Genomic DNA, 13986 nt, shown 5'->3' on the forward strand with positions numbered 1-13986 from the left:
CGCCATGCCGACCTTCGATTATCGGGCCGAAAACACCCAGGGCCGACGCTGCAAGGGCCGCGTGGAAGCCGACAGCCCCCGCCATGCTCGACAGTTGTTGCGCGAGCGCGGCTTGCTGCCCTGCGAATTGGCTGAAGCCAAGGAACAGCGAGTCCTGGGCGGGCGCCATGCCGGGGGGCGCCTGGGTCCGGCGGATCTGGCCTTGCTGACGTTGCAGCTGTCCACTTTGATCCAGGCCGGCCTGCCCCTTGAGGAATCCCTGGGGGCGGTGGCGCAACAGAGCCAGAAACGGCGCGTTGCCCACCTGCTGGCGGCGGTGCGCAGCCGGGTGATGGAAGGCCACGCGCTGGCGACGGCACTGAGGGCCTTCCCTCAAGCGTTTCCCGAATTGTTCTGCGCCACGGTCGCGGCGGGCGAGCAGTCGGGTCACCTGGGGCGGGTATTGGAACAACTGGCGAGCTACACCCAGGCGCGGCAGGCCTCGCGCCAGCGCATTCAACTGGCGCTGGTGTACCCGCTGATCCTGATGCTGGCCTGTGTCGCGATTGTTGCGTTCCTGCTGGGTTATGTGGTGCCGGATGTGGTGAAGATTTTCATCGACAGCGGTCAGCCGTTGCCCTGGCTGACCCAGGCACTGATCGCCGTGAGCGACGGCTTGCGTCGCCATGGCCTACTGCTGCTCGGTGCCCTGGCCGGGCTGTTCGGGTTGTGGCGCTGGAGCCTGCGCCAACCGGCGTGGCGCCTGCGCTGGCATCGCTTGTTGCTGCGGCTGCCGCTGCTGGGCGAGGTGCTGCGGGCGATGGAGGCGGCGCGATTCGCCAGCACCTTGGCGATCCTGAGCAAAAGCGCGGTGCCGCTGGTGGAGGCCTTGCACATCGCCGCCCAGGTGATCGGCAACCTGACGATCCGCGCCCGCATGGCTGACGTTGCACGTTCGGTACGTGAGGGCGGGACCCTGACCCGTGGCCTGGAGCAGGGCGGTGATATTCCGCCGCTGATGCTGCACATGATCGCCAGCGGCGAACGGGCCGGCGAACTCGACAACATGCTGGCCCGGGCCGCCGAACAACAGGAAGCCAGCCTCGCGGCGCGCATCGCGCTGGTGGTGAGCCTTTTCGAACCGGCCATGTTGGTACTGATGGGCGGCGTCGTGCTGCTGATCGTCATGGCCATTCTCCTACCGATCCTGAGTCTCAACCAATTGGTGAACTGACCGATGAAACTTCAAAGCAACCGACCCACACGCCATCAACAATGTGGTTTTACCCTGATCGAAATCATGGTGGTGGTGGTCATCATTGGCGTGCTGGGCGCTATCGTGGTGCCGCAGTTCATGAGCCGACCCGATCAGGCCAAGGTCACGGCCGCCCGCACCGACATCCAGGCGATCGCCACGGCGCTGGAAATGTACCGCCTCGACAACTTCCAGTACCCCTCGACCCAACAAGGCCTGGAGGCGTTGAGCAAACGCCCGTCCGGTACCCCCGCGGCCAGGAACTGGAACCCCCAGGGTTATCTGAAAAACTTGCCGGTCGACCCTTGGGGTACGCCCTACCAGTACCTCAACCCCGGGCACAAATCCCTCGATGGCGGCTATGACCTCTACTCCCTGGGCGCCGATGGCGTGTCGGGTGGTGACGGGATGGCGGCCGACATCGGCAATTGGGCAGAGTGAATATGCCGCGTCGTTGCCGGGGCTTCACCTTGTTGGAGCTGATGGTCGTTATCGTCTTGATCGGCGTCCTGGCGGGCATGGTCCGCTTCGCCACGGGGCCGGGCCCGGCGCGTGAAGCCCGCCAGCAAGCCAGGGACTTCGTTGCGCTGGTGCAGCAGTTGCGCGAGCGGGCGGTACTGGACGGGCAGGAATATGGTGTGCACGTGCGGCCTGGCGGTTATCAGGCGTTGCGACTCGAAGTCCATGGCTGGACGGCCGTGTCGGTGCCGCATCGATTGCCCGAGGGCTTGACGCTCGGGTTGGAGCTGGACGGTCATGTCCTGTCGCTCGATGCCGAAGGCTCACCCCAGTTGCTGATGCTCAGCAGTGACGAGATCAGCCCGTTCAAGCTGTTCATCAACGTCGCTGGGCAGACGGTTGCCCGGGTGTCGAGCGATGGCCTGGCGGAGCCGCTGATCGATGAGTAATGCGAGCGGGCAGGCCGCCGGTTGCCAGGGTTTCACGCTGTTGGAGGTCATGATCGCCCTGGCGATTTTCGCGACGCTGGCGGCGGCCGTACTCTCGGCCAGCCAATTCGTGCTCAAGCAAAGCGCCGGGCTTGAGGAGCGTCTGTTCGGCGCTTGGCTGGCGGACAATCAACTGAGCGAACTGCGTCTGGAAGTCGTCACATCGCCTGGACAACAGCGACTGAACCGGCACCTGGATCGCCGCGATTGGGTCTTGCAACAGCGTATCGCCCCGGCCCGAGATGGACGCCTGTTGCGGGTCGAGATCCAGGTCAGCCGCGACGACAGCGCAACCGTCGCGCACCGCACCATCGGGTGGATCCGCAGCCATCATGAATAAGCAATCGGGTTTCACCTTGTTGGAGCTGGTCATCGCCATCGCCATTTTTGCCTTGCTCGGCCTGGCCAGTTGGCGGTTATTCGATGGGGTCGTGCGGACCCAGCGGGGGGCCGGTCAGCATGAGCGCGACATCAGGGCCTTGCAACGCGCTGTCGGCGTGATCGAACGGGATGTGTGGCAGGCGGTTGCCGACTCGGTCGTGCTCGCGCCCGGGCATTTGCAGTTGCAGCGCAGCCATTGGCGCAACCCACTGGACCAGCCTCGCAGCGAGCGGCAGACAGTGAGCTATCAGCTCAAGGGCGGCGCGTTGTGGCGCGAGAGTGTCGGCGAAGGCATGACGCTTGTGCAGCGGCAGGCATTGCTCGACGACGTCCGCAGCCTGAGCTGGCGCGTGTTCGACCGGCAACGGGGTTGGCGGGGTGAAACCGCGAGCGGCACCGCGCCGTTGGCGTTGGAGTTGAACGTGTCTGCGGGGCGTTTCGAACAGATCCGCCGGGTGCTGCTATTGCCGGAGGCGTCGCCATGAAGCGCCAACGTGGCGTGGCGCTGATCAGTGTGCTGCTGGTGTTGAGCCTGGCATTGCTGCTGGTCGGTGGGCTGTTGCGCAGCCATCGTCTGCTGTTGCACAGCAGCGCGCAGCAACTGCAACAGGTCCAGTTGCGGCAATTGGGATTGGCTGGGGAAGACTGGGCGCGGGTGGTGTTGGAAAACAGTGGGATAACGCCGTCTGGGCCCGTTGACCTGAGCCAGGATTGGGCTCGGCTCGGGCCTGCCATGGAAATGGACGGCGCCGAGCTGCACATCGGTATCGAGGATTTGTCCGGGCGCCTGAACCTCAATGGACTGCTGGCCCAGGGGCAAATCGATCAGGTCACCCTCGGTCGCTGGACCCGCTTGCTGACCTCGCTGGATCTGCCGCCGCTGGCGTTGCCCCAGGTCGGGCCTATACAGGAGTTGAGTCAACTGCGGCTGTTGCCGGGCGTTGACGGCCCGACGCTACGGCGCCTGGAGCCCTGGGTGGCGTTGCTGCCCAAGGACGCACGACTGAACATCAATACCGCCCCGCAGCGCGTGCTGATGACCCTTGATGGCATGGAGGCCGGGGCCGCCCAGGCGTTGGTCAACCAGCGTCGCCACGGGCCATACCCCAGCGTGCAGGCGTTCACCAACGACCCGTTGCTGTCCGGCATGGGCCTCAGCAGCCATGGGCTGGGGGTGGGCAGTCGCTGGTTTCGAATCACCGTGAGCGTGACCCATGCCGACAGCCGTCTGCGCCTGGCCTCGGATATCGAGCGTGATTCTGTCAGCGGGCGCTGGACGGTTCGTCAGCGCCGTTTCTTACCGTTTAGCCCCAGTGAGCTTCCTTGATGAAAACCTGGCTTTACCTGACCGCCGAGGGCCTGACCGCGCCTTGCGCCAACTGGCCATGCTGCGTGTGGTCGCCCACCGGCGAGCGTCGTCGCCTGCCGTTGCACGAGGCGGCCGGCGAGTTGAGCGGCCGGCCCGTCGATGTGCTGTTGCCGATGGAAATGTGCAGTTGGTTGCGCAGCGATCCGTGGCCCTCCCGACGCCAGCCCCGGCCCCAGGCCCTGGCATTCGCCATCGAAGAACAACTGAGTGAAAACCTGGAGGCGCTGCACATCAGCGTCGGCCCGCGGGACCGTGAGCACCGCTATCCGCTGATGGTGACGGAGCGCGCCCGGTTCCAGGCGCTGCTGGCGCTGCTCGCCGAACAAGGCATCGATGCACGGGCGGTGCATGTCGACGCCGACCTGCTTGCCGATGAGCAGGCATTGGGCGTGCGTTGGTTCGGGCGATGGTTGTTGGGCGCGGGGCTGCCGGCGCGGGTGGCGTTGTCGGCACGGGCCCTGGCGATGCTCAAGCCCGGCTTGCCCGAGGACATTCACTGGCTGGACGAAGAGCGCGATTGCCCTGGCATCGATGAGTGGCTGCTGAGCGCGGGTGGACGCCCCATCGACCTGTTACAAGGTGAGTTCCGTCGACGTGGTCGAGCGCTGCCATGGCGTGGCGTTTCGGCGGTGGCACTGGGCATGTTGGTGCTCACCTGGATGTTCTGCGACGCCCGCGTACGTTTTCTTGAACGCGAAACCCGGCTTTTGTATGCCCACAGTGAGCAGCGGTTCAGGTCGCTGTACCCCGGGCAGGAGCGGATCGTCGACCTGGCGGCGCAGTTCCAGGCATTGCAGAGTCGGCGCGGGCAAAGCCACGACACTCAGGTCGCGCGCCTGACCCGTCTGACCGAGCAGGTCATTGGCGCCAGCAACGTCGAGGTGCAGCGCATCGATTTTCGTGAAGGCGAAGGCTGGAAGATCCAGTTGACGGCGAACAGTTTCGTCGAGCTTGAACAACTGCGTGAACGCGGGCAGCAGAACGGCTTGCCCGTCACCCTGGGCAGCGCGAGCAAACAGAACAACCGGGTGCAGGCCACCTCGCACTGGAGAACAGTTGATGAACGTCAATGGATGGCGGGTCTTGAAACAGACGTGGGGAAGCCTGTCGCGCCGAGAACAAGGGCTGTTGCTGGGGCTTGCCGGGGCGTTGTCGGTGGCGCTGGCCTATACCGCGATTTGGCAACCGACCTGGCAACGACGGGAGGTTGCCGAACGCCAGTATCAGCAAAAGGCCGAACTGAACGCCCGGATCCAGCGTGCCGAACCCACCCGGGATATGACTGTCGCCACGCGGCCCTTGTCGGTACGCGTCAATGACAGTGCGACAGCGGCGGGGTTGGACATGGCGGAAATGGAGGTCGACGGCGACTCGTTGCGACTCGCCGTCAGTGGTGACGCGAGTGCGTTGCTGCATTGGTTGGATCAACAGGAGCGAGAGGGCGCGGTGCTGCGGTCGCTGACGTTGGAAGTGGAGAATGGTGTGTTGGGCGCGCGAGTGGTTTTGCGCCAATGACACACGGCAGTTTTGATCAGGGCACAAAGTGTCCACTTTGTTCCCGATGTGGATAGCGATGGCTAGACCTGCACATTCCCCGGCAACAACGGCAATTTCGCCAGCTTCACCGCCACCCACAACGCGATCACCAGCAAGCCACCGATGAACAGGCCGATCCCGTTCCAGCCGCCCAGGTGCCAGGCCACGCCGCCGGCCGTACCCGCCACGCTGGATCCGGCGTAGTAGCTGAACAGATAAAGCGACGAAGCCTGGCCCTTGGCCCTGAGGGCGCGGCGGCCGATCCAGCTGCTGGCGACCGAATGGGCGCCGAAGAAACCGAAAGTGAACACCAACATGCCCAGGACCACTAGCCACAGCGGGGTGGCCATGGTCAGCACGAGGCCGGCCAGCATCAGCGCGATGGTCGCCCAGAGCATTTTGCGGCGACCGAGTTTGTCCGCCAGTGCGCCGACTTTGGCCGAGCTGTAGATGCCCGAGAGGTACACCACCGACAGCAACCCGACGAAGGCCTGGTCCAGATGATAAGGCTCGGCCAGCAGGCGGTAGCCGATGTAGTTGAACAGCGTCACGAACGCGCCCATCAGCACGAAGGCTTCGAGAAACAGCAGCGGCAACCCGGCGTCGCGAAAGTGCAGGGTGAAACCCTCCAGCAGGCTGCGTGGGTGCAGCGAACGGGGACGGAAGTTGCGTGACTCGGGAAGAATCCGCCAGAACACCGCCGCCGCGATCAACGCCAGACCGCCAATCACCAGCATCGCGGTGTGCCAACTGACGAAGTCGATCAAGACCCCGGTGATCAGGCGCCCGCACATGCCGCCGATGGCGTTGCCAGCGATATACAACCCCATCGCCAGACCGATGTGCTTGGGATGAATCTCTTCGCTCAGATACGTCATCGCGACCGCCGCCAACCCGCTCAACGACAGCCCGACCAAGGCGCGCAGCACCAGGACGCCTTGCCAGGTCGGCATCATGGCGCTGGCAATCGTGCACACCGACGCGGCGAACAGCGCCGTGACCATCACCGACTTGCGGCCGATGCGGTCGGAAATCGGTCCGGTGATCAACAGGCCGATGGCGAGCAGGCCGGTCGCCACCGACAGGATCAGGCTGCTCTGCGCCGCGTTGATGGAAAACTCCCTGGACAGCAGCGGCATCATCGGTTGCACGCAATACAGCAGGGCAAAGGTCGCAAAGCCTCCGCAGAACAGCGCCAGCACGGTGCGCATGAACATCGGCGTGCCTTTCTCGATGTAGATGTCCTTGAGTTCGGCGACGGCATCGTCCTGCGCACGCGGCGGGATTTCATGGGCCAATGGAGTGACAGCAGTTTTCACGGTGGACCTCGCAAGGACACGATCAGGCAGGCAATGAAAAAAGCATATAGCTGGCTAATGTTTCTATCCAATATATTATTCGACCTGTTTAAGATGTTTTACGACCTATTGGAGGGCCCATGGAACTGCGACACTTGCGTTACTTCATCGCCGTGGCCGAAGAACTGCATTTCGGCCGCGCCGCGCTGGCCCTGGGCATCTCCCAGCCGCCGTTGAGCCAGCAGATCCAGGCACTGGAACAGGAGATTGGCGCCCGGTTGTTCGAGCGCACCAATCGTCGAGTCGAATTGAGCGAGGCCGGACGGCTGTTCCTTGAAGAAGCGCGACGGGTGTTGATCCAGGTCGACAAGGCTGCCGACGTGGCCCGCCGTGCCCAACTAGGAGAACTGGGTGAGCTGAAAATCGGATTCACTTCCTCGGCGCCGTTCAACTCCACCATTCCCCAGGCGATTTTCTCGTTCCGTCAGCGCTTCCCCGCGGTGCATCTGAACCTGCGGGAAATGAGCAGCACCCAAGTGGCCGACGCATTGCTGGATGAGGCGATTGAGGTCGGCATCATGCGGCCCTTGCCGCTGCCCGACGCCCTGAGGGAAATCGAGCTCAGCCGCGAACCCCTGGTGGCCGTGCTCAGCGCCAAGCATCCCTTGGCCCAGGGCGATGAAAAAGGTCTGTTCCTCTCGGCGTTGGCCCAGGAACCGTTCGTGTTTTTCCCGCGCAGCTACGGTAGCGGACTCTACGCGCAACTCCTGAGCCTGGCCCGCGACGCCGGCTTCAGCCCGCACTTCGCCCAGGAAGCCGGTGAGGCCATGACCATCATCGGCCTGGTCGCGGCAGGGTTGGGTGTCTCGGTATTGCCGGCGTCCTACCAACGCATGCGTATCGATGGGGTGGTCTATCGACCGCTGCTCGACCCGGCGGCGGTCTCGGCCGTGTGGCTGGTGCAGCGCAAGGAACAGCGTTCGCCGATGGCGAAGGCGTTTGTGGATTTACTGACGCAAGACACTTGCCGTTAATCCCCAACCACCCGACCTCGATTCGATCGGCCTATCCTTCCCAGACCGTCGCAGGCCTATTGCCGTGGTAATCATAAAAACCCTGGAGTATCCAGGTGTCGCCCTGGCGTTCGAACGCGGCGCGCCATGCGCCTTTGCCACCGCCGGGGGACAGTTGGGCCATGGTGTACCAGTAATACCGATAGATTCGCTTGGTGGTTATCCTGCCGGCGCGGATATCTGCCAGGATTTCCCCGACCTTGGCTTCAGCCTCCTTGGGAAAGCTGGCGTATGACATCTGTGTTTCGGCCAACGCGCTGGTGCGGGTTTTGAATTTATCCGGTACAGGCTCCGGAGCGGGTGAAACCATGGGGACGGTGGGTGAGGGTGTCCCTGTCACTTTGTTGGACTTGGCCTGTGTAACGATTTCGATGTCGAAGGGCTCATAGTTTGCGAGCGAACTGGTGAAGTTTGTAATGTCTTCGCCGGTGAGCAGCATGGTATTCCGCTGGCTCTTGCCTTTGTTGAGAATGAGATAAGGCACGCGATTGTTCCTTATTTCCGTCAACAGGCCTGGCTTGTGCAGACGCTGCTTCTCTTCCAGAAGCGCAGTGATCATCTCGTTGTAATAATCCTCCGAAGCCATGTAGTTTTCTCGGGCGGCCTGCTCTTGCGGCCTGTCCCCCGGATGTAACGCCTGGGCCTTGGCATTCAATTTGGCTTCCACGGCGTGCAACATGGCCCGGGTGTCTTTGGATATCTTATCCATGGCCACTCTTTTCCTGCCTTCATGGGGCGTGAAGGTCATGAAGACCGCGCCGGTAAGGTTGTCCGTGATCAGGGTGGTGTGCACCTGGATTCGATCTTCGGTAAAGAACACGTTTTTGTGTGAAAGGATCGTGTCATATATTTTTATTTTTTGTGTTTCGCTCAGTTCGACGTCAGGCACGTTGGCTTCGATATCCTTATAGCTAAGGGTCACGATTCGCCATGTGTTCATCTTGTCCAGCAGCTCGTCGTGGGAAGCCTGATGCCGGGACAGATTGCCCCGGCCCTGGGTCAGGTCTCTTATTTTCGAGAGATAGGCGTTGATGTCGAGCGCGCCTATATCGGCCATGCTTTCGTCCAGTAGGCGTTCGAGCAGCGTGTCGGGCATGGAGTGGAAAATCTCCTTTGCCGTGTTGACGGCTTCAAGGGTGGGATAGCGATTGTTGACCAGCACCCCTTCCACCAATGCATTGAAATTTCGCTCTCGCGGCGTCTGCGGGGCTCGTCTGAACAGGCTCTGGAGCGCGCCGCCTCCGCGTAGGCGCTGCCGTTCTTCAACCTGCCAACGATCATTCTCCCAAATGACAGTCCGTTGGTTCGAGCGGTTGTTGGGCGCGTAGATGATTTGCTCGCCTGCCTGGACCGCCGTCTTGTAATAGCCGTTCCCCAGCATCAGATAGCCTTGCCCGCTTGCATCCCTGTACCGGTTGCGACCCTCGTGGATCAATCCGTGGCCGTCGAATCCTTTGAGCAGGTACGGCCACAGCTCCGGGTCCGTCATGGGGGAAAGCGCCGATAGCGTCGGGCGTGCTTGTCTGCGACGGCGCCCGGCGCGGGCCATGATCAAATCCTGTCCCGCCTCGGCGATGACCTCCCCCAGCCCGCCGATAAAATCAAGGGTCCACTGCCCCAGGCTGCCGTTCTCATCGTTTATCGCTGACACCGCGGCACCGCCGGCCATGGTCGGCAGGATCGCCCGTCCTAGCAGGCCGCCCAGCCGGCCTGCCGGGAACATCGACATCGTCCCTGTCAGCAGCATGAGGGCGCTGCGGCGTCCCTCTTGGGCGCCGGTGCTGTCGCGCTCGGCATGGGTCACCGTCAACATGTCCACCGTCTTGATCCCATGGGCGATTTGCGTCTCATGCAACGCTTTGAACACATCCCCCTCGACGATGGGCGAAGCGATGTTCTTCGCGAAGTCATCCTGTGCCCTGTCCTTGGCCCACGCGAAGACAGACTGTGTGACTTTCTTGATTTTTTCCTCGAACGTCAGGTCCTCCGAGGTCGATACCATGCTGGCAAGTTGCTCGGCCTGTTCGAGCAGCGGCAGGTGCGAAATGAGCCAACGGGTCATCTCCGGCGTGGCAGTGAGTGTTTGCGCCAAGGTTGTTTCCAACGCCCGCGCGCTTGGCGCATCCACGTCCCTGAACGTCTTGCCGTCGGGGGCGCCTGGTGTGTACAGCGTCAACGAGGGGCGGCTCGCCGTCGCCTTCACCCCAAACGCCAGCAATTCCTTCAGCACGCTGTGGCCCCATTGCAGTTGGCGGACCACAACCTGGTGCCCGTTGACCTTCTCGCGCGCCGCCGCGGTCGGGCCGTCCAGTGCCGCCAGCACCAGCTTCAAGCCGATATTGTCCCGGTCGTGCCGCAAGTCTCCCGAAATATGCGCGGCCCACACTTGGGCGCGCATCTGTTGCGCTTTCAAGGCCATCCACTGCGCCTGCTGTGCCCGGGCCACGCGTTGCAGCTCGGCCGGAAGCCGGGCGCCGATGTTCGCCCTTTCAATGACGTCCACAATTTGCGCGAAGCTCAGCGGCCCTTCCACGGTTGGGTGAGGGGCATTGCGTTCATCCTGGGTCAGGTTGGACATCGCCCACTGCGTCAGGGAGCGATGGTCATCGACGATCCCCCTCACGCTGCCTTGCGAGACCCCGGAACCAAACGGCGAGCTGCCTGTCGGTGCGTGGGGGTCGCTCACGGTTCTTCTGATGCCCAGGGACACGTCCTCAGGGTCGACCGGCGGGTATTTCGCCTTGATGACATCGGCGAGCAACTGACGGGTCCGGTCCCGAAGAGCGTCCATGGTGGCCAGCGTCACCGGGTCCGGCGGCGGGGGCAGATCCGTCAGGGCTTTGTGCAGGTCCCGCGTCGCTGCCCACCATGCCAGGCGATCGCTGGCGGTAACGTGCGGGTTGCGGTGCAGCCAGTCATTGAGTTTCTTGAGGTTTAACCGCAGTTCGCGCTCGCCCATGGCGTTCGCCAGGTCCAGCTTGTGGCCGATGTCCGCCGCCACATCGACCCTGTTCATCCAGGCGCTGATTTCTTCCGCCGCAGCGGGACCATCCAGTACGGCATCGCACACGGCGGTTTTCTGCTCCGCCCGCAGTTCCGTGACCAGGCGAGCGAGGAAGTGCTCGGTGACAGGCGCGGTGTCGACTTCATCCCCAGCGTTGCCGTCTTGCGCCAGGCCGACCTTGAGCGCCACCAGCGTGTCGTACAGTTGCAACGGCTGGCCCGGGCGGTACAGCACGGCATTTCCCGAATCGCTGGCGTTGTCATACCGCGACAAGGCCACGGCGCCCGACACCGGTACGCTGAAGCTCCACCGGCGGGGTGTGATCTCCAGGCTGAACACCCCGGGTCGGAGCCGTTCCGCCAACTGTGCACGAGACGCTGCGTCTGGCGCCGACAACGCATAGTCGGTCAGCGCCTGATGCATCTGCGGGCTCAATGTCGTGTCCAGCCGATGCAGATCGGCCTGGGCCTTGAGTTGCCTGGCGAGTTCCTCCGCCAGCCAGTCGCCGACGTTGCGGTCCTGGCTGAAGTCGGCCGGCGTGTTCCAGAACTCATCCAATGCACGGGTGAGCAGTCGTTCATAAAGCGCCGGCGTGGCGCTGATCAGCCGCTTGATTTCAGCTTTTGCGGCGCGCTCGTTCAGGGCGGCGGGCGCTGCGGTGGTATTGTCCTGGCGCGTGACAATCTCGATGTGGTCCAGGTCGCGGAAGAACGCGCGCGGATCGATCCTGCCGGCGACGACTTGCAGTAAAAGCGTTTCGAGCGAGAGGGTGTCCGTCACCGTCTTATCGGCTGCCGGCTCATCGGCTGTGCGCTGCACAGGCGCGATCGTCTCTTCTCGCCGCGTACGCACGGACAGTTCGTGTGCCGTCATTCTGCCCGCCAAGGCAGGGAAGGTTCTCCTGAACCAATAATCCAGGTGTTGCCTCATCACGTTGGATGGCCGTGGGATGGCGTCGTTCAGGCGAATCATGTGTTGCTGCGACGCCTTGAGCTGGCTGATCAGCGAGGCGTCCGGCAGCGGGGTGCTGTCGGCGAGCGGTAAGTCATGAGACGTTGTAAGGGGGGTGTGTTCCACTGCTTTTCTTCCTGGAGGAATGTTGGCAGCACAACCTATTCAGGAAAAGTTCGGGCGGGTGGTATATAGGTACCGCATGCGGGGAGGGGCGATAGGGTAGGAACGATCAATGAGCGCTATGACTTGGGCGCTTTCGGATCATTGAGTGGTTGTGAAGAAGCCAAATAATAGCTTCGCGAGTCGCCTGCGATTGTTTCTCCAGCACCCAATGCCCGATATCTACCATTATCAATGAGTGCGGCTGCGTCGCAATGTACTAGGCCTGTTCGGCCAAGGTTTTTCTCTCGAGTGGTCCCTGCCGAGGGTGAGTACTGGCTGTAGGAAAACGCGAATTTCTAGTTGCGACACTTCCTATTCGTTCCAGGTATCACGCCGTTGGGATTGCCACTCGCCTGCGCTGCGACGTCTTATTCATTATTCCGAATCGTCCGGCTCAGCGCTCCTTCCCAGCGGCAAGGGGCGCAGCCTGAAGCCCATGAATAAGGCCCCTGGAAATGCACTCATCTTTGGATGCCCTCTACACCAACGAAATCTCCCGTGAATCTCTCCGTCATTTGGATGACTTGTACTTGGAGCAACGCCACCTGGAGGGTTACGGCGAAGAAGTCGCGGCATTCGTCAATCGACAAAAAGCATTCGTCCAAGCGCATCCGCCAATCGCTATTTATCGAGTGGCCACCGAGGGCAGCCAGACGCGGTACGGCGGAACGATCCAGCAGGTGTCATCTTCGTTGACGTTCACCTTGGATAATGGCTGGAAAGTGTGCGCGGCGCAGAAAGGCGACCAGGTGGTGTACGCCGATGGCAGCACGGCACGGATCATCACTGGGGCCGGGGAAGCCAATAGCAATATCGCGCTGGTCGGCAGTCGTTTGAGCAATGGCGACGAAATCATCAATACGCTTCAGAAACGTTTCCTGATCATCGTGCGTGAAGGCGTGCCGATGGCGGAGGATTTCTTGCCTGCTCTTAAACGGGCGGATGTTCATCGCCTGCACTCGAATGCGATGAAGGAAGACAGCCAATGAACGAGGGGCTGCTGCGCAGCCCAGCGGGAGCAAGCTCCCTCGCCACAAGGTTCATGCTGAACACTCAAACAGAGTGAAGATGATCTACCTGATGCCTGTGAAAGCGAGGGTGCCGGCAACATTCGGGTCTGCCATCAAACCCTGTGGGAGCGAGCTTGCTCGCGATGACGTCAACACAGCCCACATCACCGGTACTGACCCACCGCTATCGCGAGCAAGCTCGCTCCCACAGTGGAACTGTGGTGTTCGCAATATCTGGGTACGGCACCCAACCCTGTGGGAGCGAGCTTGCTCGCGATGACGGCAGCACAGCCTGCATCACCGGCACTGACCCAGCGCTATCGCGAGCAAGCTCGCTCCCACAGTGGAGCTGTGGTGTTCGCAACATCCGGGTCTGTCACCAAACCCTGTGGGAGCGAGCTTGCTCGCGATGACGGCAGCACAGCCCGCATCACCGGCACTGACCCAGCGCTATCGCGAGCAAGCTCGCTCCCACCTGAGGGGGGCGGATGGCCTGGCATCGATCGCCAGGCTTCTCCAATGGTCCCAAAGGCGCTTTTTACTGCACCTTCGCCAAATCCCCTTTCAACGCAACACCGGCCATGATCGCGCCGGCGTGGCATTCGTAGGTGGTGGGGTCTTTGCGTTCGTTGCTCTTGTAGAAGCTGACGATGTTGGTGACGGCGTTGGCGCCGGCGTTCTTGGCGGCCTGGTGCAGGCTGATCAAGGCTGATTGCAGCACCCATTCGCAGGCCACTTCATCGGACTTGTTGAAGGCGTTGGTTTTCTTGTTGGTCACGGCGCCGGGGCTGACCACGGTGACGTTGCCAGCCGGTTTGTTGCCGGCCAGGTAGAACTTCACGCTGCCGTCGATCTTGCCGGTGCGGATGGCTTCGGCGACGACCTTGTCGAATGGCAGGAACAGCGCGGTATCACGGGCCTGGCTGAGGCTTGGCAGGGTGCTGAGCAACAGGGCGGCGGTCACGGCGATTTTCTTCAACGACATCATGGTCTCCTTGACGTAGGGATAACGGGGTTT

At 62.3% G+C, this 13986-nt stretch carries 12 protein-coding genes and 1 pseudogene; 10 read left to right on the forward strand and 3 right to left on the reverse strand.

The window, feature by feature from the left end; genetic code table 11:
• The first annotated feature begins 4 nt into the window (after positions 1-4).
• The 8 genes and pseudogenes from gspF to gspM all read left to right on the forward strand — a co-directional run bounded on the left by gspF (position 5) and on the right by gspM (position 5446).
• Positions 5-1213, forward strand: coding sequence for a type II secretion system inner membrane protein GspF (gene gspF, locus AB7M32_RS06790; protein WP_454249459.1), 1209 nt, complete (start codon positions 5-7; stop codon positions 1211-1213).
• A 3-nt stretch (positions 1214-1216) separates the two neighbouring features.
• A complete protein-coding gene (gene gspG, locus AB7M32_RS06795) occupies positions 1217-1675 on the forward strand; it encodes a type II secretion system major pseudopilin GspG (protein WP_454249460.1) in 459 nt (152 codons plus the stop codon).
• A 2-nt stretch (positions 1676-1677) separates the two neighbouring features.
• A complete protein-coding gene (gene gspH / locus AB7M32_RS06800) occupies positions 1678-2142 on the forward strand; it encodes a type II secretion system minor pseudopilin GspH (protein ID WP_454249461.1) in 465 nt (154 codons plus the stop codon).
• Positions 2135-2521, forward strand: a complete 387-nt coding sequence (gene gspI, locus AB7M32_RS06805; RefSeq protein WP_454249462.1) for a type II secretion system minor pseudopilin GspI — start codon at positions 2135-2137, stop codon at positions 2519-2521. The genes gspH and gspI overlap by 8 nt, the downstream gene beginning before the upstream one ends.
• On the forward strand, positions 2514-3047 hold the full coding sequence (locus tag AB7M32_RS06810) for a type II secretion system protein GspJ (protein ID WP_454249463.1): 534 nt from the start codon (positions 2514-2516) through the stop codon (positions 3045-3047). Before gspI ends, AB7M32_RS06810 begins: the two co-directional genes overlap by 8 nt.
• Positions 3044-3889, forward strand: a complete 846-nt coding sequence (locus AB7M32_RS06815; RefSeq protein WP_454249464.1) for a type II secretion system protein GspK — start codon at positions 3044-3046, stop codon at positions 3887-3889. Before AB7M32_RS06810 ends, AB7M32_RS06815 begins: the two co-directional genes overlap by 4 nt.
• Positions 3889-4911, forward strand: a pseudogene (gspL, locus tag AB7M32_RS06820) (type II secretion system protein GspL); the annotation flags it as partial. The gene AB7M32_RS06815 and the pseudogene gspL, both read left to right, overlap by 1 nt.
• Positions 4912-4990: 79 nt before the next feature.
• Complete coding sequence (gene gspM / locus AB7M32_RS06825; protein WP_454249465.1) at positions 4991-5446, forward strand: type II secretion system protein GspM; 456 nt, start codon at positions 4991-4993, stop codon at positions 5444-5446.
• 62 nt (positions 5447-5508) lie between these two features.
• Here gspM and AB7M32_RS06830 read toward each other — a convergent pair whose 3' ends face one another.
• Entirely contained in the window at positions 5509-6765 is a 1257-nt protein-coding gene (locus AB7M32_RS06830) for an MFS transporter (RefSeq protein ID WP_454252105.1), read from the reverse strand.
• Positions 6766-6905: 140 nt separating this feature from the next.
• On the opposite strand from AB7M32_RS06830, the gene AB7M32_RS06835 reads away from it, so the two are divergent.
• Complete coding sequence (locus tag AB7M32_RS06835) at positions 6906-7799, forward strand: LysR family transcriptional regulator (protein WP_072407293.1); 894 nt, start codon at positions 6906-6908, stop codon at positions 7797-7799.
• A 31-nt stretch (positions 7800-7830) separates the two neighbouring features.
• Here AB7M32_RS06835 and AB7M32_RS06840 read toward each other — a convergent pair whose 3' ends face one another.
• Positions 7831-11919 (reverse strand): dermonecrotic toxin domain-containing protein, encoded by a 4089-nt coding sequence (locus AB7M32_RS06840; protein WP_454249466.1) that lies wholly within the window; start codon positions 11917-11919, stop codon positions 7831-7833.
• Between the two features lie 494 nt (positions 11920-12413).
• On the opposite strand from AB7M32_RS06840, the gene AB7M32_RS06845 reads away from it, so the two are divergent.
• Complete coding sequence (locus AB7M32_RS06845; RefSeq protein WP_072407289.1) at positions 12414-12947, forward strand: PAAR domain-containing protein; 534 nt, start codon at positions 12414-12416, stop codon at positions 12945-12947.
• A 559-nt stretch (positions 12948-13506) separates the two neighbouring features.
• Here the strand turns inward: AB7M32_RS06845 and AB7M32_RS06850 are convergent.
• Positions 13507-13953, reverse strand: coding sequence for a hypothetical protein (locus tag AB7M32_RS06850; RefSeq protein WP_003197008.1), 447 nt, complete (start codon positions 13951-13953; stop codon positions 13507-13509).
• Between the last annotated feature and the right edge of the window lie 33 nt (positions 13954-13986).

This window comes from Pseudomonas sp. R151218B TE3479 (genome assembly GCF_053629195.1).

Excerpts from the sequence above, each read along its gene's own strand:
- gspF (WP_454249459.1), top strand. The coding sequence starts at position 5 with ATGCCGACCTTCGATTATCGGGCCGAAAACACCCAGGGCCGACGCTGC.
- gspG (WP_454249460.1), top strand. The coding sequence starts at position 1,217 with ATGAAACTTCAAAGCAACCGACCCACACGCCATCAACAATGTGGTTTT.
- gspH (WP_454249461.1), top strand. The coding sequence starts at position 1,678 with ATGCCGCGTCGTTGCCGGGGCTTCACCTTGTTGGAGCTGATGGTCGTT.
- gspI (WP_454249462.1), top strand. The coding sequence starts at position 2,135 with ATGAGTAATGCGAGCGGGCAGGCCGCCGGTTGCCAGGGTTTCACGCTG.
- AB7M32_RS06810 (WP_454249463.1), top strand. The coding sequence starts at position 2,514 with ATGAATAAGCAATCGGGTTTCACCTTGTTGGAGCTGGTCATCGCCATC.
- AB7M32_RS06815 (WP_454249464.1), top strand. The coding sequence starts at position 3,044 with ATGAAGCGCCAACGTGGCGTGGCGCTGATCAGTGTGCTGCTGGTGTTG.
- gspM (WP_454249465.1), top strand. The coding sequence starts at position 4,991 with ATGAACGTCAATGGATGGCGGGTCTTGAAACAGACGTGGGGAAGCCTG.
- AB7M32_RS06835 (WP_072407293.1), top strand. The coding sequence starts at position 6,906 with ATGGAACTGCGACACTTGCGTTACTTCATCGCCGTGGCCGAAGAACTG.
- AB7M32_RS06845 (WP_072407289.1), top strand. The coding sequence starts at position 12,414 with ATGCACTCATCTTTGGATGCCCTCTACACCAACGAAATCTCCCGTGAA.
- AB7M32_RS06850 (WP_003197008.1), bottom strand. The coding sequence starts at position 13,953 with ATGTCGTTGAAGAAAATCGCCGTGACCGCCGCCCTGTTGCTCAGCACC.